Raw genomic sequence first — 19,392 nt, 5'->3', positions numbered from 1 at the left:
CCCACGGCGGCTGTGCCGGGGCGTGCCTAGCGTTTGCGGCCATGGAGAGTGAGCACAACGCACGACAGAGCCGGCCGCGCGGCGCCGAGGCCTGGCCACTGGCCGCGCGCCGCCTGCTGACCCGCCGTGAGGTGTCGGCGGACGGCCGGGCCGTCTTCGGCACCGGCGACCCGGCCTGGGAGGGCTTCTACCGGGACCGGTGGGCACACGACAAGGTGGTGCGCTCCACCCACGGCGTGAACTGCACCGGCTCCTGTTCGTGGATGGTGTACGTCAAGGACGGCATCATCACCTGGGAGCACCAGGCCACCGACTACCCGTCCATCGGCACCGACTGCCCCGAGTACGAGCCGCGCGGCTGCCCCCGCGGCGCGTCCTTCTCCTGGTACACCTACTCGCCCAGCCGCGTCCGCTACCCCTATGTACGGGGCGCGCTGCTGAAGCTGTGGCGCGAGGCCCGCAGCCGCCTCGGCGACCCGGTAGCCGCCTGGGCGGAGATCACCTCCGACCCCGCCAAGGCCCGCGCCTACAAGAAGGCCCGCGGCAAGGGCGGCCTGGTGCGGGCGAGTTGGGACGAGGTGAACGAGCTGGTCGCCGCCGCCCACGTGCACACCATCAAGGCGTACGGCCCCGACCGGGTCGCCGGTTTCTCCCCGATCCCGGCGATGTCCATGGCCTCCTTCGCCGCAGGCGCCCGTTTCCTGTCGCTGATCGGCGGCACACTGCTCTCCTTCTACGACTGGTACGCCGACCTCCCCATCGCCTCCCCGCAGGTCTTCGGCGACCAGACCGACGTCCCCGAGGCCGCCGACTGGTGGAACGCCGGCTACCTGATCATGTGGGGCTCCAACATCCCCGTCACCCGTACGCCCGACGCGCACTTCCTCACCGAGACCCGCTACAACGGCACCAAGGTCGTAGCCGTCAGCCCCGACTACGCCGACAACGTCAAGCACGCCGACGAATGGCTCGCCCCGCACCCCGGCACCGACGGGGCGCTCGCCATGGCGATGGGGCACGTGATCCTGCGCGAGTTCCTGGTCGACCGCGAAGTGCCCTATTTCCAGCAGTACTTGAGGACGTACACAGACGCGCCGTTCCTGGTGGCCCTGCGCGAGCACGGTGAACACGGCCTGGTCCCCGACGGGTTTCTCACCGCGGCCGATCTCGGCCGCGACGACGAGGAGCACGCGGAGCACAAGACCGTCCTCCTGGACCGGGCCACCGGGGAACCGGTGGTCCCGGGCGGCTCGCTCGGCTTCCGGTGGGGGGAAGCCGAGCGAGGCCGTTGGAACCTTGAACTAGGCGCAGTAGAACCCGAATTGAGCCTGCTGGAGTCGGCCGAGGACACCGTCCCGATTGCCCTGCCCCGCTTCGACGAGGGCACCACCGAGGGCGGCTCGACCATGCTCCGGGGCGTCCCGGTCCGCACGATCGGCGGCCGTCTGGTCACCACTGTCTTCGACCTGATGCTCGCGCAGTACGGCGTCCACCGTCCCGGCCTGCCGGGCCACTGGCCCACCTCCTACGAGGACGTCACCCAGCCCTACACCCCGGCCTGGCAGGAGACGATCACCTCCGTCCCCGCCGAACAGGCCGCCCGAATCGCCCGCGAGTTCGCCCGTAACGCCGAGCGCACCCAGGGCCGCTCGATGATCGCGATGGGCGCCGGAACCAACCACTGGTTCCACTCCGACACCATCTACCGCGCCTTCCTCGCCCTGACGACGATGACCGGATGCCAGGGCGTCAACGGCGGCGGCTGGGCCCACTACGTCGGCCAGGAGAAGATCCGCCCCATCACCGGCCTCCAGCACCTGGCCTTCGCCTTCGACTGGCAGCGGCCCACACGGCACATGGCGGGCACCTCGTACTGGTACCTCAACACCGACCAGTGGCGCTACGAGGCCTTCGGGCCCGAGGAGTTGGCGTCCCCGCTAGGTGAAGGCCGCTTCAAGGGCAAGGCGTTCGCGGACACCCTCGCGCAGGCCGTACGGCTCGGCTGGACCCCCGGCCATCCCGGTTTCAACCGCAACCCGCTCGACCTGACCGACGAGGCGGCCGCCGAAGGCCGCCCGGTCGCCGAGCACATCATCGGCGAACTCAAGGCCGGACGGCTCAGGTTCGCGGTCGAGGACCCCGACGACCCGGCCAACTTCCCGCGGGTGCTCACCGTGTGGCGGGCCAACCTGCTCGGCTCCTCCGGCAAGGGCAACGAGTACTTCCTGCGCCATCTGCTCGGCACCGACAGCGCGGTGCGCAGCCAGGAAGCGCCTCCCGGCGCCCGCCCCGAGGACGTCGTCTGGCGCGAGGAGGCACCCGAGGGCAAGCTCGACCTCCTGGTCGCCATGGACTTCCGGATGACCTCCACCGGCCTGCTCGCCGACGTGGTCCTGCCGGCCGCGACCTGGTACGAGAAGGACGACCTGTCCAGCACCGACATGCACCCCTTCGTGCACGCCTTCACCCCGGCCATCGCCCCGCCCTGGCAGGCCCGCACCGACTACGACACCTTCCTCGGGCTCGCCGACCGCTTCAGCGAACTGGCCGTCGAGCACCTGGGCAGCCGCACCGATGTCCTTGCCGTGCCGCTGCTGCACGACACCCCCGACGAACTCGCCCAGCCCGGCGCAGTGCGGGACTGGAAGGCGGGGGAGTGCGAGCCGATACCCGGACGCACGATGCCGAGGCTGGTCACCGTCGAGCGCGACTACGCGGCCGTCGCCGAGAAGATCCGCGCCGTCGGCCCACTCCTCGACACCCTCGGCACGACCACCAAGGGCGTCACCGTCCACCCCGACCGGGAGATCGACGAGCTGAGGCACCGCAACGGCACCATCAGGGACGGGATCGCCGCCGGACGCCCCTCGCTCGCCACCGCCACCCATATGTGCGAGGCGATCCTCGCCCTGTCCGGCACCACCAACGGACGGCTCGCCACCCAGGGCTTCCGTGAGCTGGAGGAACAGACCGGCAGCGAGGGGCTCGTGGAACTCGCCGCCGAGCGCGAGGCCGAGCGGATCACCTTCGCCGACACGCGCACCCAGCCCCGCGCGGTGATGACCTCGTACGAATGGTCCGGCAGCGAGACCGGCGGCCGCCGCTACTCCCCGTTCGTCATCAACACCGAGCACAAGAAGCCCTGGCACACCCTCACCGGCCGTCAGCACTTCTTCGTCAGCCACGACTGGATCGCCGAACTCGGCGAGCAACTACCCGTCTACCGGCCGCCGTTGGATGCCGGCCGCCACTACGGGGACGAGCATCTGCACGACGGACAGGCCGAGGTGACGGTCCGCTACCTCACCCCGCACTCCAAGTGGTCCATTCATTCCGAGTACCAGGACAACGCCTACATGCTCGCGCTCTCCCGCGGCGGCCCGGTGATCTGGATGTCCACCGCGGACGCCGAGAAGATCGGCGTCAAGGACAACGAGTGGATCGAGGCGTACAACCGCAACGGCGTGGTAGCAGCCCGCGCCGTGGTCACGCACCGGATGCCCGAGGGCACGGTGTACATGTACCACGCCAAGGACCGCACGGTGAACGTCCCGAAGACCGAGATCAGCGGCAAGCGGGGCGGCATCCACAACTCCCTGACCCGGCTGCTGCTCAAACCCACCCATCTCGCGGGCGGCTACGCGCAGTTCACCTACGCCTTCAACTACTACGGCCCCACCGGAAACCAGCGCGACGAGGTCACCGTCATCCGCCGCCGCTCGCAGGAAGTGGAGTACTGAGATGCGCGTGATGGCCCAGATCGCCATGGTGATGAACCTCGACAAGTGCATCGGCTGCCACACCTGCTCGGTCACCTGCAAGCAGACGTGGACCAACCGCACCGGCGTCGAGTACGCCTGGTTCAACAACGTCGAGACGAAGCCCGGCGTCGGCTACCCCCGCCGCTACGAGGACCAGGAACAGTGGAAGGGCGGCTGGATGCTCGACCGGCGGGGCCGTCTGGTCCTGCGCTCCGGCGGCCGCGTCAAACGCCTGCTGTCGATCTTCTCCAACCCGGACCTGCCCGCCATCGAGGACTACTACGAGCCGGTCACCTACGACTACGACAACCTCGTCAGCGCCCCGGCCGGCCAGGACATCCCCGTCGCCCGCCCCCGCTCGGTCCTGACCGGCAGGCCCACCGCCATCACCTGGGGTGCCAACTGGGAGGACGGCCTCGGCGGCGCCCCCGAGAACGCGGGCGGCGACCCCAACCTGACCGGCGAATGGGCCGAGAAGGTGAAGTTCGAGTTCGAGCAGACCTTCCTCTTCCACCTGCCCCGCCTCTGCGAGCACTGCCTCAACCCGGCCTGTGTGTCGGCCTGTCCGTCCGGCGCGATGTACAAGCGCGTCGAGGACGGCATCGTCCTGGTCGACCAGCACCGCTGCCGCGGCTGGCGGATGTGCGTCACGGCGTGCCCGTACAAGAAGGTCTACGTCAACCACGCCACCGGCAAGGCCGAGAAGTGCACCTTCTGCTTCCCTCGCGTCGAGGCCGGCCAGCCCACCGTCTGCTCCGAGACCTGCGTCGGCCGCCTGCGCTACCTCGGCCTGCTCCTCTACGACGCCGACCGCGTCGGCGAGGCCGCGGCCACCCCGGACGAGCAGGACCTGCTGGACGCCCAGCGCGGGGTCTTCCTCGACCCGAACGACCCCGAAGTGCGGGCCGCCGCACGGGAGTCGGGCATCCCCGAGGACTGGCTGGACGCGGCCCGCCGCTCCCCGGTGTACGACCTGGTCTGCCGCTACGAGGTGGCCCTGCCCCTGCACCCGGAGTACCGCACCCTGCCCATGGTCTGGTACGTGCCACCGCTCTCCCCGGTGCTGGACGCCGTCACCGGCGCGGGCGGCGATCAGGACGACCCCGACCACGTCTTCGCCGCGGTCACCCGGCTGCGTATCCCGCTGGAGTACCTGGCCGAGCTGTTCACCGCCGGCGACACCGATGTGGTGGCCGGCGTGCTGATGAAACTCACCGCGCTCCGCTCCCACATGCGCTCCCGCACCCTCGGCGAGGAGGCCGACGAGACGGCGCTGACGGCCGTCGGCCTGACCGCCCGAGAGGCCGAGGACCTGCACCGGCTCCTCGCCGTCGCCAAGTACGCCGACCGCTATGTCGTCCCGGCCGCCCACAAGGAGGACGCCACCGCGCTCACCGCGATGGAGAGCCGCTGTCCGGTGGAGTCCGCCGAACCGTCCGAACGCCGGGTCCTGCTCGGCATCCCCACCCTGCGCCGTGCATCCGACGGAGGCCGAGCATGACCCCCCTGCCCGCCACCATCCCGGCGATCGTGCGCACCCGCATCCGCGCGGCCACCCGCCGCCGTACCGTGCCGACCCCCGACGATCTCGAGCGCCGCGCCCTGCTGCTGCGGCTGCTCTCGCTGCTCCTTCAGTACCCGGACCACGAACTGACGGACGACAGCCCCCGGTTGGCAGCCGCGGTGGCCGCCCTGCCGCCGTCCCCGGCCACCTCCGAACTCGCCCTCTTCATGGACTGGTTCAGGAGCGAGGAGCCCGAGGCGCTGGAGCGGCACTACGTCGAGATGTTCGACCTGCGCCGCAAGAGCAGCCTCTACCTCACCTACTACCTGCACGGCGACACCCGCCGCCGCGGTATGGCCCTGCTCACCCTCAACAACCGCTACCGGGCCGCCGGCTGGGACATCGACGGCGGCGAACTGCCCGACCACCTCCCGGTCGTCCTGGAGTTCGCCGCGCTCGCCGGACCCGGCCGAGGCGAGGCACCCCTGCGCCAACACCGGCGCGGACTGGAGCTCATCCACCAGGCCCTGACGGACGCCGACTCGCCCTACCGGCACCTCCTCGCCGCCCTGCGTACCCTGCTGCCGCCGCCCACCGACGCCGACCTGGCGGCCGTCGCACAGCTCGCCGCCGAGGGACCGCCCGACGAGGACGTGGGCCTGGACCCGTACGGGACGTACGGCGAGGGAGAGTTCGCCCCGCCGGGAGCATTCGTCCCGCCCGAGCAGGCGCCGCCGACACTCACCCCGCCCGCACCCCCGGAAGGCCACCGATGAACACCTCCACCGCAGACCTGTTGCTGTGGGTCGCCTTCCCGTACGTCTGCCTCGCCGTGTTCGCCGTCGGCCACGTCTGGCGCTACCGGCACGACCAGTTCGGCTGGACCACCCACACCAGCCAGCTCCTGGAACACCGGTGGCTGCGCTGGGGCAGCCCGCTGTTCCACCTGGGTACCTTCATGGTCATCGCCGGTCATGTCGTGGGGCTCGCCGTGCCCGCCTCATGGACCGAGGACGCGGGTATCAGCGAGCACACCTATCACACGACGGCCGTGTGGGCGGGTTCGGTGGCCGGCGTCGCCATGCTCACGGGGCTCGGCATGCTGTGCGCCCGACGGCTCCTGACCCGGCGGATCAGACTGACCACCGACCGCAGCGACAAACTGCTGTTCCCGCTGTTGTCCGCCACCGTCCTGCTCGGCATCAGCGCCACCGCCACCCACAACGTGTTCGGCGGCGGCTACGACTACCGCGAGACTGTCTCCGTCTGGTTCCGCGGAGTCCTCACCCTCCAGCCGCAGCCGGAGGCGATCGGCGGCGCACCCTTGCTCTTCCAACTGCACGCCCTGACCGCCTCTCTCCTGTTCGCCGCCTGGCCGTTCACCCGCCTGGTACATGTGTGGAGCGTTCCGGTCGGCTACCTCGTCCGGCCCTACCTGGTCTACCGGCGGCGCGCCACGACGCCGGCCCTGGAAGCGCGTCCGCGTCGCGCCGTATGAGACACCCACGCTGGGTGTGCGAGGTGAGCAGGGCGCTCGTCGTGGTCCATGACGGGCTTTCGAAGAGGTGCGTAGCTCAAGGCGCGGTACAGGTGGGGACACGAGCGGAGCGGCACCGCGGGGGATCGGTGCCGCTCCTGCCTTCAGCATCGCCCGGGCGACCCGCAGATGGCCAGGGCCGATGGGCCCGGATGCGAGCCCGGACGGCCCCGGCCCACCGCGGTTGCCTCACCGGCTGTCGCTGCCCTCCGTTTGGGGCAGAGCCGCCCGCCCCGCCTCCAGGCGGGCCACAGGTACCCGGAACGGCGAGCAGGACACGTAGTCCAGTCCGGCCGTGTGGAAGAAGTGGACGGAGTCGGGGTCGCCGCCGTGTTCGCCGCAGACGCCGATCTGGAGGTCGGGGCGGGTGGTACGGCCCTCGTCGACCGCGAGGCGGACCAGTCGGCCCACCCCGTCGCGGTCGATCGTCTCGAAGGGTGAGGCGGGGAAGATGCCCTTGTCGAGGTAGGCGGAGAAGAACGCCGCCTCGACGTCGTCGCGGGAGAAACCCCAGGTGGTCTGGGTGAGGTCGTTCGTGCCGAAGGAGAAGAACTCGGCCTCCTCGGCGATCCGGCCGGCGGTGAGCGCGGCGCGGGGAAGTTCGATCATCGTGCCGACGGGACACCGGACCGGGACGCCTGATTCCCTGGACACCTCGGCGAGCACCCGCTCCACCTCCGCGCGCTCGATCCGCAGCTCCTCCACGGCGCCGACCAGCGGCACCATGATCTCGGCACGCGGTGATCCTCCGGCCCGCCGACGGGCGACGACGGCCTCGGCGACGGCCCGCACTTGCATGGCGACCAGCCCTGGAACGACCAGTCCCAGGCGCACGCCACGCAGGCCGAGCATCGGGTTCTCCTCGTGCATGCGGCTCACGGCGTCGAGCAACTCCCGCTCGTGCGGGTCCGGTTGCTCGCCGTGTGCCTCGGCGGCGGCGATGCGTACGGCGAGTCCGGTGCGGTCGGGCAGGAATTCGTGCAGCGGCGGGTCCAGCAGGCGGATGGTGACCGGCAGGCCGTCCATCGCCTCCAGGATGTCGGTGAAGTCCTGTCGCTGGAGCGGCAGGAGAGCCGCCAGCGCCCGTTCACGGTGGGCGTCGTCGCGGGCCAGGATCATCTCCTCGACCAGCTTGCGGCGCTCGCCGAGGAACATGTGCTCGGTGCGGCACAGCCCGATACCCTGCGCCCCGAACCGGCGCGCGCGCCGCGCGTCCTCGGGGGTGTCGGCGTTGGCCCGCACCTCCAACCGTCGTACGGAGTCGGCGTGTTCGAGCGCCCGGGCGACGGCGCTGACCACGCCCGTCGCCTGCTCGCCGGTCTCCAGGAACCGCATGACGGCGGAGTCGACCAGGGGGAGCGCCCCCAGGTACACGCCACCGGCGGAGCCGTCCACGGAGAGCACTTGGCCCTCCTCGACGACGGTGCCCTCGCGCGTGGTGAAACGCCGGTCCTGCACCGTCAGTTCCTCGGCACCGCACACGCAGACCTTGCCCATGCCCCGGGCCACCACGGCCGCGTGGCTCGTCTTGCCGCCGCGGCTGGTCACCACGGCCTGCGCGGCGATCATGCCCGGCAGGTCGTCGGGCGTGGTCTCCTGGCGCACCAGCACCACCTTCTCGCCGGCCGCCGCACGCCGTACCGCCTCGGCGGAGTCGAAGACCGCCGCGCCGACCGCGGCACCCGGGGACGCGGGGATGCCGTGCGCGAGCGCCTCTCCGGTGGCGGACGCGTCGAACGCCGGGAACATCAGCCGGGCCATCCCGTCGCCGTCGACCCGGGCCAGAGCCTCTCCCCGGGTGACGAGCCCCTCGTCGGCCAGCTCGGCGGCGATGGCGAACGCGGCTTCGGAGGTGCGCTTGCCGACCCGGGTCTGGAGCATCCACAGTGTCCCGCGTTCGATGGTGAACTCGATGTCGCACAGGTCGCGGTAGTGCCGCTCCAGGGTCCGCATGTGGTCGCGCAGCTGCTCGTACGAAGCAGGATCCAGCCGCTCCAGCTCGGTCAGCGGCACGGTGTTGCGGATGCCGGCGACGACGTCCTCACCCTGCGCGTTGGGCAGGTAGTCGCCGTACAGGCCGCTGCGGCCGGTGGCCGGGTCGCGCGTGAAGGCCACGCCGCTGCCGGAGTCGGGGCCCAGATTGCCGAAGACCATGCGCTGCACGGTCACGGCGGTGCCGAGGTCGTCGGGGATGTGCTCACGTCGGCGGTAGATGCGGGCGCGTTCGCCGTTCCAGGACCGGAAGACGGCCAGGACCGCCCGGCGCAGCTGCTCGGCGGGCGACTGCGGGAACTCGTCCCCCGTCTCGTCGCGGATCAGCTCCTTGTACGCCTCCACCAGCTCGGCGAGGTCGCCCGCGTCCAGGCGCAGATCGTCGGGGGCGTCACGCAGACTCTTGAGCCGCGTCATGACCCGCTCGAACAGCGACGCGTCGACCCCCATGACCGTGCTGCCGAACATCTGGATGAGCCTGCGGTACGAGTCCCAGGCGAACCGCTCGCTGCCGGAGGCCTTGGCCAGCCCCAGGACGGAGTCGTCGTTGAGGCCGATGTCGAGGACCGTCTCCATCATCCCGGGCATGGAGAACCGCGCCCCGGAGCGAACGGACACCAGCAGCGGGTCGTCCCGCTGTCCCAGCCGCCGGCCGGCCGCGGCCTCCACGGCCGACAGGTGGTGGGAGACCTCCGCCGTCATGCCGTCCGGCTCCGCGCCCGTGGAGAGGAAGGCCCGGCAGGCATTGGTGGAGACGGTGAAGCCCGGCGGGACCGGCAGGCCGAGGCGGGTCATCTCGGCGAGGTTCGCGCCCTTGCCGCCCAGCACGTCCGCCATGTCCCGGCGGCCCTCATGGAAGTCGTACACATAACGGACCATGACGCTGCGCTCCTCGGCTCGGCGTGCTCGGTTCGGCTCCTCGGTCATGACGCGCTTCCAGCGTCGGACAGGGCCGGCCGGGCCCGGCAGGTGCTGTCCGTCCCCCCTGCGGGGCCGAACGGCCCCGGTGTCTCTTCTGCCGACCCGTGTCCGCGGATCCGGTCCTGTACCGCCGCGCGCCCTCGGCCGGTAGCGTGGCCAGTAGCCGGAGAGGTCGGTGCCCGCCCGCCCACAGAATCCGAGGAGGCGCAGGTGGGAAGCCCGGAGGAGCACTGGGAAGCCCGTGTACGGCTGCCGCAGCTGAGGCTGGACGAGCTGCTGGCGGAGCTGCAGGCCCGGCTGGACGCGGCCCGCGGCACCCGGGACCGGGTGCACAGCCTGCTGGAGGCCGTGCTCTCCGTCGGCCGGGAGCTGGACCTTGAGCAGGCCCTGCGCAGCATCGTCGAGGCCGCCGCGGTGCTCGTCGACGCCGAGTACGCCGCCCTCGGCGTGATCGACCCCGACGGCGCGCGGCTGTCCGCCTTCCACACGGTCGGGGTCACCGAGGAGCAGATCGCCCGGATCGGGCCCTATCCGGAGGGGCACGGCATCCTCGGCGAACTGATCCACCACCCCGAGCCGCTGCGGCTCACCAAGATCTCCGAGCACCCTTCCTCGTACGGTTTTCCACCGGGCCACCCGCCCATGAACACCTTCCTCGGCGTCCCCATCCGGGTACGTGACCAGGTCTTCGGCAACCTGTACCTCACCCAGAAACGTGGTGGTGCGCGGTTCGACGACGAGGACGAGGCGGTCCTGTCCACCCTGGCCGTGGCGGCCGGGGTCGCCATCGACAACGCCCGCCTCTACGAGGACACCCGGCTGCGGGAACGCTGGCTCCGGGCGAACGCGGAGATCACCCACACCCTGATGTCCGGCGGCGGTCGCACCGAGGTGCTCGGCCTGATCGCCGAGCGAGCCGCCGAGATCACCGCGTCGGCGCTGGCCGCGGTCGCTCTACCGGTGGGGGGCGTCGGCTCGCTCGTGGTGGAGATCGCCGTAGGGCTGGACGCCGACGCGCACCGGGGTCTCGTCCTGCCACTGGAGACGACCCTGATGGGGCTGGCCTTCTCCAGCGCCGCCCCGGCCGTCAGCACGGACGTCCTGCACGACGCACGGATCTCCCCGGAACCACCCCGCTTCGAGGGCCTCGGCCCCGCCGTCGCCGTTCCCATCGGCACGGGCGAGGGGGGTGTGCGAGGCGTGCTCCTGCTTGCGCGGGAATCCGGCCGGCTCGCCTTCACCGCGACGGAGACGGAGACCTTGCAGGGCTTCGCGGCACAGGCCGCCGTGGCGATGGAGCTGGCCGAGCGCCGTCAGGACGCGGAGGAGGTGGCGGTGCTCAAGGACCGCGACCGCATCGCCCGCGACCTGCACGACCTGGCGATCCAGCGGCTGTTCGCGACCGGCATGACCCTGCAGAGCGCGGGCCGGTTCATCGAGCACCCGGAGGCCTCCGAGCGGGTCGTGCGGGCGGTGGACGACCTCGACGAGACCATCAAGATCATCAGGTCGACGATCTTCGAGCTCCGGTCGCGCGAGGGCGCGGGTGGGTCCGGGTTGCGGGCGCGTGTCGTGCGCGTGGTGGGCGAGGCCGCGCCGGTGCTGGGCTTCGCGCCCAGTGTGCGGATGGAGGGACTGGTGGACACCCAAGTGCCGGGCGAGACGGCCGACCATGTGGTTGCCGTGCTCTCCGAAGCCCTCACCAACATCGCCCGCCACGCCCACGCCGACCGCACCGACGTCGCCCTTGCCGCCGATTCCCGGCGGGTGTGTCTCACCGTCACCGACAACGGCGCCGGCATCGCCCCCGACGGCCGTCGCAGCGGATTGCGCAACATGGCGGAGCGGGCTCAACAGCTGGGCGGGGAGCTGGAGTTGAGTGGCCCTCCCGACGGCGGCACCACTCTGCTGTGGTGGGTGCCGGTACCGGCGGAATAGGGACCCGCCCCGCCCGGTACGGGAGCGGACGACCAGACGGTGGTCGTCGCCTCCTGGGAAAGGGTGGCAACCTGCCGGAACGTCGGCACCGCGCACAAGCCAGGCTTGGGACCGGAGGCCCCGGCCGTTCGACAGGGCAGCCCGGCGGAAGGCGGTTACGAGGAGATCGCGCCGTACGACATCAGCTCGGGCAGCGGCACCGGGGTTCAGTCACAGCGCGCCCGCACGGGGTCTACAGGCAGGTCAGCTGGCGCTGGACGAGGTCGAGTGTGTCGGGCATGGCACCCATGCCTTCGCCTGTGGTGCCGCCCGGCAGGTCGGCGATCTCGCCGCTCAGTGCCTGCCGGCCTACGTCCAGGCCTCCGCATGCCGTGCCCGGGCCAGGACCCAGCCCTGTACGAGACCGCTGGGGGTGGAGTGGTGGCTGGTGCGGCGCAGGTGATGGTCGATGGTGCGGTGTCCTGAGGGACTGAAACAGGTGCCGGTCGGTCCTGGTGGAGGGCCCGGTAGCCCCTGCCCGCGGGCGGAACCCGGCGAGACGCTGGAACTGGGAAAGGGACCGAGCTCAGGGAGGTGTCGTCATGGTGCTCTCCGTTGTCGCCGGAGTCGACGGATCCGCCGAGAGCCTGGCCGCCGCGGAGTGGGCCGCGCACGAGGCCGTACGGCGAGAGCGGTCGCTGCGTCTGGTGCACGTCTGGAACTGGCACCCCCGCCAGGAGGATGGCGAGATCGCGACCGCCGCCCAGCGGCATCTGGCCCGGCGCTTCCTGCGACAGGCGGAGGAACGGGTCCGTGCCGTCTGCCCGGACGTCCGCTTCACCGACGAGCAGATGGAGGGCCCGGCGACCGCGGCCCTGCTGAAGGCCGCCGAGCAGGCCGAGCTGATGGTTCTGGGTTCGCGTGGGCTGAGCGGCTTCACCGGATTCCTCGTGGGTTCGGTCGCGCTCGGCGTGGTGGCGAAGACCACACGCCCCGTCGTGCTCGTCCGGGCGGGCGAGACGTCGGCGGACGAACACGTCCCGGCAGCCGACGGAAGCGCAGCGACGGACACCGGCTACCGGGACGTCGTCCTTGCCGTCGCCCTCGACGACGCCTGCGACGAGGTCATCGAGTTCGCCTTCGAGTCGGCCCGGCTCCGGCACGCCCGGCTGCGGGCCGTGCATGCCTGGCAGGCGGCCAATCCGATCTCTCTGGGCGCGGGCGACATCGGCCTGGTCGACCACCCCTGGCGGTCCGACGAATGGCTGGGCTTCCTCAAGGCCGTGCTCCAGCCGTGGCGCGACAAGTACCCCGACGTGGAGGTCCTGGAGACCGTGGTGGAGGAAAAGCCCTCGACCACGCTCGTCCGGGCCGCGACCGGAGCGAGCCTCCTCGTCGTCGGCCACCGCCTCGCCGAGCGGCCGGTCGGCCCGCGCACCGGACCCGTCACCCATGCCGCGATCCATCACGTCGGCTGCCCGGTGGCCGTCGTGCCCCATTTCTGAATCCCCGAGGAGGGGCCCGTACCGCGCAAAATGCCCCGGAACGGCAGCAACAGCTGGGGGAGGCAAGGGAGGTGACGGTCATGCAGAGGACCGTGGTGGCCGGCCTTGACGGTTCGCGCGAGAGCAGTGCCGCAGCCGACTGGGCGGCCAGGGAAGCCCTGCGCCGCGGACTGCCGCTACGTCTGATGCACGCCTGGGAGGGTCTGCCGCGGGACGACGGCGACGCGGAGCTGCCCGAGCTGAGGGGGCCGCAGTATCACGCTCGCCGGGTGCTGCGCGCCGCTGTCGAGCGGCTGAACGAGCGGTACCCACAGCTGTACGTCGCCGCTGAACAAGTGCGCATTTAGCCCGGTCCGGCGCTGCTCGCCGAGGCGGAGAACGCCGAGTTGCTGGTCATCGGAAGTCAGGGGTTCGGCGGCGTGGGCGGGTTCATGTCGGGGTCGGTCGCCATGGCCACCGTGGCCCACGTCGAGCGGCCGGTCGTTCTCGTCCGTGCCGGTGAGACGGCGGCGGACGAACATCTGCCGGACGGCTCCGAGAAGGCATCGGCTCGCACCCCCTACCGTGATGTCGCGGTGGCCGTGGACATTGACGAACCCTGCGACGAGGTCCTGGACTTCGCCTTCCGCGCCGCGGAACTCCGCCACGCTCCGCTGCGCGCCGTGCACGCTTGGCACGTGCCGCTCACCCGGCCCGTCCCGGGAGTCGAGGATCGCGCGCTGATCAGGGCGGAGGCGGAGCGCGAGCTCGCGGCGCTGCTCGAACCCTGGCGTGCGAAATACCCCGACGTGAACGTCCGGGAGAATCTGCACGAGGGCCGTGCCGCACACGTCCTCGTACGGGCGGCGAGCGGGGCCGGCCTCCTGGTCGTAGGCCACGGCAGGCGCCGTGCCGCGCTCGGCTCGCACACCGGCCCCGTGGCCCACGCCCTGATCCACCACGTGAACCGGCCGATCGCGCTGGTACCGCACGCTCGATGACCGCGGACCGCTGCTGCGGTCGGCGACCGATGATCAAGAAAGTGGGTGGTCCAGGTGTACTGGAACTCGCATGACATGAACGGCTGGGGCTGGGCCACGATGTCGTTCGGCACGCTTCTCGTCCTGGCCCTCATGGTCATCGTCGGCGTCCTGCTCTACCGCGCCCTGGACCATGTCCCCGCCCGACCGCACACGGGTGACACTCCGCCGGCCCCCGAACAGGCGCTGGCTCAGCGATACGCCCTCGGGGAGATCGACGACGACGAGTACCGACGCCGACTGGCCGTTCTGCGCGAGAGCGCCTCCGCCTGGGGCGAGCACCTGCCCTGACGAGGCCTACCACAGGGCCGGATGCCGCGCTGCGGAACCGCAGCGCGGGAAGCCGACCGGCTCGGCGCAGGGCTCCGGCTCGCTCACGCCCTCGTGTGGCCGTCAGCCCATGTACCGCCGACGTACCGCCGAGAGACCAGAGCGGAGGCGCGGTGTGGTGAACGGCGCGCTGGCCCACGTTCAGCGTCTCGCGGCTGCTCCACCCGGCGGAGAACGACGGCAGACCTACTCTGCTCAGGTGAATGGATCATGACGCGACGGCGGGGCATGATCCGAACTTCACATTGGTCTCTAGATCATATTCTATGGCAATTTCGCAACGGGACATCGACCGTTCCGCCCTCTCGGCAGCCCTCGACGTCCGCGGACGATGTTGGGGAGACCGGGTGCCCGCAGTGGGTGAGCCGGGCGCCGAACCACTGCGCGGAGTCACAGTCGCTGTCGTCGGTCTCGGATACGTGGGCCTTCCGACCGCACTGAGCCTGTGGGGTGCCGGTGCCCGCGTGCTGGGAATCGAGGTCAGTGCCCAGCGGCTGCGGGACATCAGGTCCGGCTATGTGGACCTTCTGCCCGCCCAGCAGGCGGAGTTGGCGGTGGCCGGGAGCACTGAGGACTTTCTGCTGACCGACGACCCGGACGCCATGAGCCGGGCGGATGCGATTGTCATCTGTGTACCCACCCCGGTGACCCAGGACCACCAACCCGACCTGCGCTCCCTGCGGCGAGCCTGCGCCACGGTGGTGGAGCGTGCTGTACCGGGGCAGTTGCTCGTCCTGACCTCCACCAGCCATGTCGGCACCACGCGGGAATTGCTGCTGACGCCGTTGGCGGCGCGTGGGCTGCGAGCCGAGGAGGACATCCTGGTGGCCTTCGCGCCCGAACGCATCGACCCGGGCAACGACCGGCACACGCCCGAGAACACTCCGCGCATCATCGGCGGCGCCGGACCTGTCAGTTCCTGGGCCGCCTCGCGGCTGCTGGCGCCCACCGCATCGCAGATCCACGAGGTGGCCGACCCCGAGACCGCGGAGATGGCCAAGCTCTGGGAGAACATCTTCCGGGCGGTCAACATCGCCCTGGCCAACGAACTCGCCGATGCCTGCGCACACTTGGGGCTGCCCACGCTGCCCGTCATCGAGGCGGCCGCGACCAAGCCGTACGGGTTCATGCCCTTCTACCCGGGCACCGGGGCAGGAGGCCACTGCATCCCCTGTGATCCGTACTATCTCCTCAGCCAACTCCCCGCCGGTGACACGTCCGCCCCGCTACTGCGCACAGCCATGACCGCCTTGCGCGAACGGCCGTCGGTCATCGCACAGCAGGCACACGACCTGTTGGCCGACGACGGGGTGGCCCTGTCCTGCGCACGCGTCCTCGTCCTCGGAGTCGCCTACAAGGCGGGAGTGTCCGACGTACGGGAGAGCCCGGCTCTTCCGCTCCTCGACCTCCTTGCCGAGCGCGGAGCGAACGTGCACTACAGCGACGCCCATGTGCCCACGCTCGCCCGCGGAGACCGGGAACTTCGTTCCGTGACGTCCCCGCAGGACGAAGCCTGGGACCTGGTGATCATCCACGCTGCGCACCCGGGTGGCGACCTCAACTGGCTCGACGCCGTACCGCGGGTGCTCGACTCCCGGCACCGGTTGCGCACACCTACCCCCACCGCAGCCCGATGACGTCCGCGACCCCCACCTCGACACGCACCGGCCCCGAGAGCCGCGTCCAGGCGCGCCTCGGCAGCGCCCTGGAGGCCATGGACCCGCTCGAACGGGCCGGACTGGTGCGGCTGCTGGCGCTGACAGCGCTGTTGCCCGTGCTCCTGCTGATCGCCGAGCGCGCCGTCCGCCTGCCGTACGCCTCCGGCCTGCTCACCTGGTACGGGATCTCGGTCCTGACCGGTACGACGACCCTCCTCTACCTTGCCTACACGCAGTACGACGATCCGGCCGAGCGCACCCTGCGCCGACGAGCCCGGACCCTCGAGGAGTTCCCCGCACTGCCCGACCAGCCACGGGTCAGCTTCCTGCTCGCGGTCAAGGACGAGGTCGGCAACGTCGAGGCATGCATCAGGTCGATGGCCGCGTCCGACTACCCCGACCTGCAGATCGTCGCCGTCGACGACGGGTCGTCCGACGGGACCGGTGCCGTCCTTGAGAGGCTCTCCGACGAACTCGGTATCACCGTCATCCGATGCGAGCACAACATCGGAAAGAAGGCGGCCCTGGTCAAGGCCTGCGCGGTGGCCGACGGACAGGTGCTCGTCTTCACGGACTCCGACTGCGTCGTCGCCCCGGACGCCGTCCGGCGATGCGTTCAGGCCATGGTCCGGCACCCCGAACTCGGTGCCGTCAGCGGCCACTGCCGAGCGTTGAACGCGAACGCCAGTATCCTCACCCGTCTCCAGGACGTCTGGTACGAGGGCCAGTTCCGTATCGCCAAGGCCGCGGAGTCGGTGTTCGGCTCGGTGTGCTGCGTCTCCGGACCCCTTGCCGCGTTCCGCCGCGAAGCCATCTACAACTATCTGCCGGCATGGGCGGAGGACCGGTTCGCGGGCGCCCCGTTCCGCTTCGCCACTGACCGGCAGCTGACCGGGTACGTACTCGGTCAGGCATGGCGAGGCAGAGCCCTCAAGGACCGGCACGCCGCCTCACCCTTCGTCGCCCAGCACGACTACCCCGAGCGCCGATGGCTGGTCTCCTACAGCCGGTCCGCCGGCGTGTGGACAAACGTGCCCTCCCACTGGCGGCCTCTGCTGCACCAGCAGGTGCGCTGGAAGAAGAGCTTCATCCGCAACCTCTTCTTCACCGGCGCCTTCATGTGGCGCAGGGGCCCAGGGCCGGCCCTGCTCTACTACGGACACGCCCTGTGGGTGATGGCCGCACCCGCCCTGGTGTTCCTGCACCTGGTGTGGGCGCCCCTGTACTGGAGCGCGGCACTCGCCGTCCTCTACCTGGCCGGAGTACTCCTCAAAGGATGCCTGTGGGGACTGGCCTTCCGACTGGACAACCCCGGCGACCGACGCTGGCGCTACCGCCCCCTGATGAGCCTGCTCTCATGCTGCGTGCTGGCATGGCTGCTGCCCTACGCCGCTCTCACTCTGCGCCGCGGAATCTGGACAAGGACTTCTGAATGACCACGCTGAAGGAAACCACCACGACATCCCTGCCGAACCTGTGCAGACGTGGAGTGCGCTCCGCAGCCAGATTCACCACGACCGTCCTCTCCCTCGCGGCCCTGGCCACTCTCTACTACGTAGTCCTGACCCGCGGGTTCACACTGTGACGGGCCGACCGGACCCCGGCGCCTCGTCGGCGGCGATGAGATCACCCCGCAAGCGTCTGCGGCACGTCGCGGTCCGCGTTCTGCTCTCCACCTTGGCCATCGCCGTGGTGGCCGCACCCTTCCTGGCCTCCTGGAGTCACGACGTCGCACGCCGCGCCGTCTCCGCGCAGGTAGCGGCGCCCGGATCCCACGACCGGACCCTTGCCGCGTCGCTGACCAAGGCGGACGCCAGTGCACCCGTCGTCCTTGCCTACCACGACATCAACCCCCACCCCGGCAACCGCTACACACTCACCCCGCAGCAGCTCGACGCGCAGCTTTCCGCCCTCAAAGCTGCCGGATACCGCTCCCTGTCCACCGAGATGTTCATTCGCTACCTGCGCACCGGCCGAGCGCCCGCGCCCCGCAGCGTCTATCTCACCTTCGACGACGGAACACGTGGCCTGTGGGCCTACGCCGACCCGATCCTCGCCAAGCACCGGATGCGCGCAGCCGCCTACCTGATCACCGGCATGGTCGGCACCCACCGCCCCTATTACCTGTCGTGGCAGGAGATCGACCGCATGTCGTCGTCCGCCCGCTGGGACTTCCAGGACCACACCCACCTGAGCCACTCCCGCCTGGCCGTCGACTCAACCGGCCGCAAGGGCTCCGCCCTCGCCAACCGCATCTGGCTGAGCGGGCCGAAGCGGCTGGAGACCGAGTCCGAGTACCGCTCACGCATCAGCCTCGACCTCGACCGGTCGCTCCGAGCCTTCCGCGAACACGGCCTGCCTGCACCCCAGTTGTTCGCCTACCCGTACTCGGAGACCATCGCACCGACCAACCTCGTCGGCCGGAGTACCTCCGCCCTGGAGAAACTGCTGCGCGACCGCTTCACCGCCACACTCACCAACACCTCCTCCCGCCCCCTGCCCGCCGGCCCTCGAGCCGCGCTCCAGCGCCAGGTGCAGCGTCTGGAAGTGTTGCGGAACACGAGCAAGGCGGCTCTCCTTCGCCGACTGGGGCAGTGGACCTCCCGCTCAGCCGGCGATCCCGCCGAACCCCTGGGCCATCCCGACCAGTGGCAGTTCCCGGACGGCCCCCAAGACATCGACCTCACCGCCGTGACCGGCAAGGGCTTGGCCCACGGCACCTACGCTTCCGCTGTCCATCTGCCCCTGGCGACCGCCGACTGGCGCGCCTACCGCGTGACCGCGACGGCCGATCGCCTCAGCGGAAGCGCGACCGGAGTGTCCATCGAGATGGGCCACGGCAGTCTGAGCCCCTGCACGCTCACGGTCTCGGCGACCGGCCTGCGCGTCAGTGAACGGCCCATCCACGGCAAGGCCCGCATCACCACGCGCCGACTCACGGAGTCGTCGGCGCGCCGGATCACACTGCGGGTGTCCCCGCGCGAGAAGCGGATCACCGTGGACGGCACCACGGTGGTGATCACCGCGGACCCTCCCGTGGAACCTGCGGCCGCCAGCGGAGGTCTCATGCTGGCGGTTCGCAACGAGGCCGGAGAGAGACCATGGCCCCGCTTCACGTCCTTGCACATCTCCCCATGAGGAAGGCAGCGCAGGCCACTTCATCATGGCCGTGCGCTTCCGGGGAATCCGGTCGGCTCAGGCTGGGGCTGCTCGATCCGGGCCAGCAGCCCCAGCGCGGCGAACAGCGC

General features: G+C 70.7%; 13 protein-coding genes and 2 pseudogenes. 13 read left to right on the top strand and 2 right to left on the bottom strand.

Features of this window, described 5'->3' with window-relative positions:
* The first annotated feature begins 41 nt into the window (after window positions 1-41).
* From ACIHIX_RS25115 to narI, 4 genes are read left to right on the top strand one after another with little or no spacing between them, the layout of a single operon-like run.
* Entirely contained in the window at window positions 42-3,740 is a 3,699-nt protein-coding gene (locus ACIHIX_RS25115; RefSeq protein WP_399959749.1) for a nitrate reductase subunit alpha, read from the top strand.
* A 1-nt stretch (window position 3,741) separates the two neighbouring features.
* The gene (narH, locus tag ACIHIX_RS25110; RefSeq protein WP_399959747.1) at window positions 3,742-5,262 is read left to right on the top strand and encodes a nitrate reductase subunit beta; all 1,521 of its coding nucleotides are present in this window, start codon (window positions 3,742-3,744) and stop codon (window positions 5,260-5,262) included.
* Entirely contained in the window at window positions 5,259-6,041 is a 783-nt protein-coding gene (narJ, locus tag ACIHIX_RS25105; RefSeq protein ID WP_399959745.1) for a nitrate reductase molybdenum cofactor assembly chaperone, read from the top strand. Before narH ends, narJ begins: the two co-directional genes overlap by 4 nt.
* Window positions 6,038-6,763, top strand: coding sequence for a respiratory nitrate reductase subunit gamma (gene narI, locus ACIHIX_RS25100; RefSeq protein ID WP_399959743.1), 726 nt, complete (start codon window positions 6,038-6,040; stop codon window positions 6,761-6,763). Before narJ ends, narI begins: the two co-directional genes overlap by 4 nt.
* A gap of 228 nt (window positions 6,764-6,991) precedes the next feature.
* On the opposite strand, the gene ppdK is transcribed toward narI, so the two are convergent.
* Window positions 6,992-9,673, bottom strand: coding sequence for a pyruvate, phosphate dikinase (ppdK, locus tag ACIHIX_RS25095; RefSeq protein WP_399960205.1), 2,682 nt, complete (start codon window positions 9,671-9,673; stop codon window positions 6,992-6,994).
* 252 nt (window positions 9,674-9,925) lie between these two features.
* Here ppdK and ACIHIX_RS25090 point away from each other — a divergent pair, with 252 nt between their 5' ends.
* Complete coding sequence (locus tag ACIHIX_RS25090; protein ID WP_399959741.1) at window positions 9,926-11,653, top strand: GAF domain-containing protein; 1,728 nt, start codon at window positions 9,926-9,928, stop codon at window positions 11,651-11,653.
* 170 nt (window positions 11,654-11,823) lie between these two features.
* Here ACIHIX_RS25090 and ACIHIX_RS25085 read toward each other — a convergent pair.
* Window positions 11,824-12,109: pseudogene (locus ACIHIX_RS25085) on the bottom strand (glycoside hydrolase family 65 protein); the annotation flags it as partial.
* Window positions 12,110-12,234: 125 nt separating this feature from the next.
* On the opposite strand from ACIHIX_RS25085, the gene ACIHIX_RS25080 reads away from it, so the two are divergent.
* The 8 genes and pseudogenes from ACIHIX_RS25080 to ACIHIX_RS25045 all read left to right on the top strand — a co-directional run bounded on the left by ACIHIX_RS25080 (window position 12,235) and on the right by ACIHIX_RS25045 (window position 19,282).
* A complete protein-coding gene (locus tag ACIHIX_RS25080) occupies window positions 12,235-13,137 on the top strand; it encodes a universal stress protein (RefSeq protein ID WP_399959739.1) in 903 nt (300 codons plus the stop codon).
* Window positions 13,138-13,217: 80 nt separating this feature from the next.
* Window positions 13,218-13,619: pseudogene (locus ACIHIX_RS25075) on the top strand (universal stress protein); the annotation flags it as partial.
* Window positions 13,596-14,117 carry a universal stress protein gene (locus ACIHIX_RS25070; RefSeq protein ID WP_399960203.1) on the top strand — a complete coding sequence of 174 codons (522 nt, stop codon included), beginning with the start codon at window positions 13,596-13,598 and terminating at the stop codon, window positions 14,115-14,117. The pseudogene ACIHIX_RS25075 and the gene ACIHIX_RS25070, both read left to right, overlap by 24 nt.
* A 45-nt stretch (window positions 14,118-14,162) precedes the next feature.
* Window positions 14,163-14,447, top strand: a complete 285-nt coding sequence (locus tag ACIHIX_RS25065) for an SHOCT domain-containing protein (RefSeq protein WP_399959738.1) — start codon at window positions 14,163-14,165, stop codon at window positions 14,445-14,447.
* Between the two features lie 386 nt (window positions 14,448-14,833).
* On the top strand, window positions 14,834-16,123 hold the full coding sequence (locus ACIHIX_RS25060; RefSeq protein WP_399959736.1) for a nucleotide sugar dehydrogenase: 1,290 nt from the start codon (window positions 14,834-14,836) through the stop codon (window positions 16,121-16,123).
* Complete coding sequence (locus tag ACIHIX_RS25055) at window positions 16,120-17,580, top strand: glycosyltransferase (protein WP_399959734.1); 1,461 nt, start codon at window positions 16,120-16,122, stop codon at window positions 17,578-17,580. Before ACIHIX_RS25060 ends, ACIHIX_RS25055 begins: the two co-directional genes overlap by 4 nt.
* Complete coding sequence (locus tag ACIHIX_RS25050) at window positions 17,577-17,729, top strand: hypothetical protein (RefSeq protein ID WP_399959732.1); 153 nt, start codon at window positions 17,577-17,579, stop codon at window positions 17,727-17,729. The genes ACIHIX_RS25055 and ACIHIX_RS25050 overlap by 4 nt, the downstream gene beginning before the upstream one ends.
* A gap of 35 nt (window positions 17,730-17,764) precedes the next feature.
* On the top strand, window positions 17,765-19,282 hold the full coding sequence (locus tag ACIHIX_RS25045; RefSeq protein WP_399959730.1) for a polysaccharide deacetylase family protein: 1,518 nt from the start codon (window positions 17,765-17,767) through the stop codon (window positions 19,280-19,282).
* Window positions 19,283-19,392: the final 110 nt, after the last annotated feature.

This window comes from Streptomyces sp. NPDC051913 (assembly GCF_044593635.1).
Lineage (GTDB): Bacteria > Actinomycetota > Actinomycetes > Streptomycetales > Streptomycetaceae > Streptomyces.
This window is presented reverse-complemented; position numbering and strand designations above follow the sequence as displayed.

Coding starts and splice junctions, on each gene's coding strand:
- narI (WP_399959743.1), top strand. CDS start 6,038: ATGAACACCTCCACCGCAGACCTGTTGCTGTGGGTCGCCTTCCCGTAC.
- ACIHIX_RS25115 (WP_399959749.1), top strand. CDS start 42: ATGGAGAGTGAGCACAACGCACGACAGAGCCGGCCGCGCGGCGCCGAG.
- ACIHIX_RS25055 (WP_399959734.1), top strand. CDS start 16,120: ATGACGTCCGCGACCCCCACCTCGACACGCACCGGCCCCGAGAGCCGC.
- ppdK (WP_399960205.1), bottom strand. CDS start 9,673: ATGGTCCGTTATGTGTACGACTTCCATGAGGGCCGCCGGGACATGGCG.
- narH (WP_399959747.1), top strand. CDS start 3,742: ATGCGCGTGATGGCCCAGATCGCCATGGTGATGAACCTCGACAAGTGC.
- ACIHIX_RS25045 (WP_399959730.1), top strand. CDS start 17,765: ATGAGATCACCCCGCAAGCGTCTGCGGCACGTCGCGGTCCGCGTTCTG.
- narJ (WP_399959745.1), top strand. CDS start 5,259: ATGACCCCCCTGCCCGCCACCATCCCGGCGATCGTGCGCACCCGCATC.
- ACIHIX_RS25050 (WP_399959732.1), top strand. CDS start 17,577: ATGACCACGCTGAAGGAAACCACCACGACATCCCTGCCGAACCTGTGC.
- ACIHIX_RS25080 (WP_399959739.1), top strand. CDS start 12,235: ATGGTGCTCTCCGTTGTCGCCGGAGTCGACGGATCCGCCGAGAGCCTG.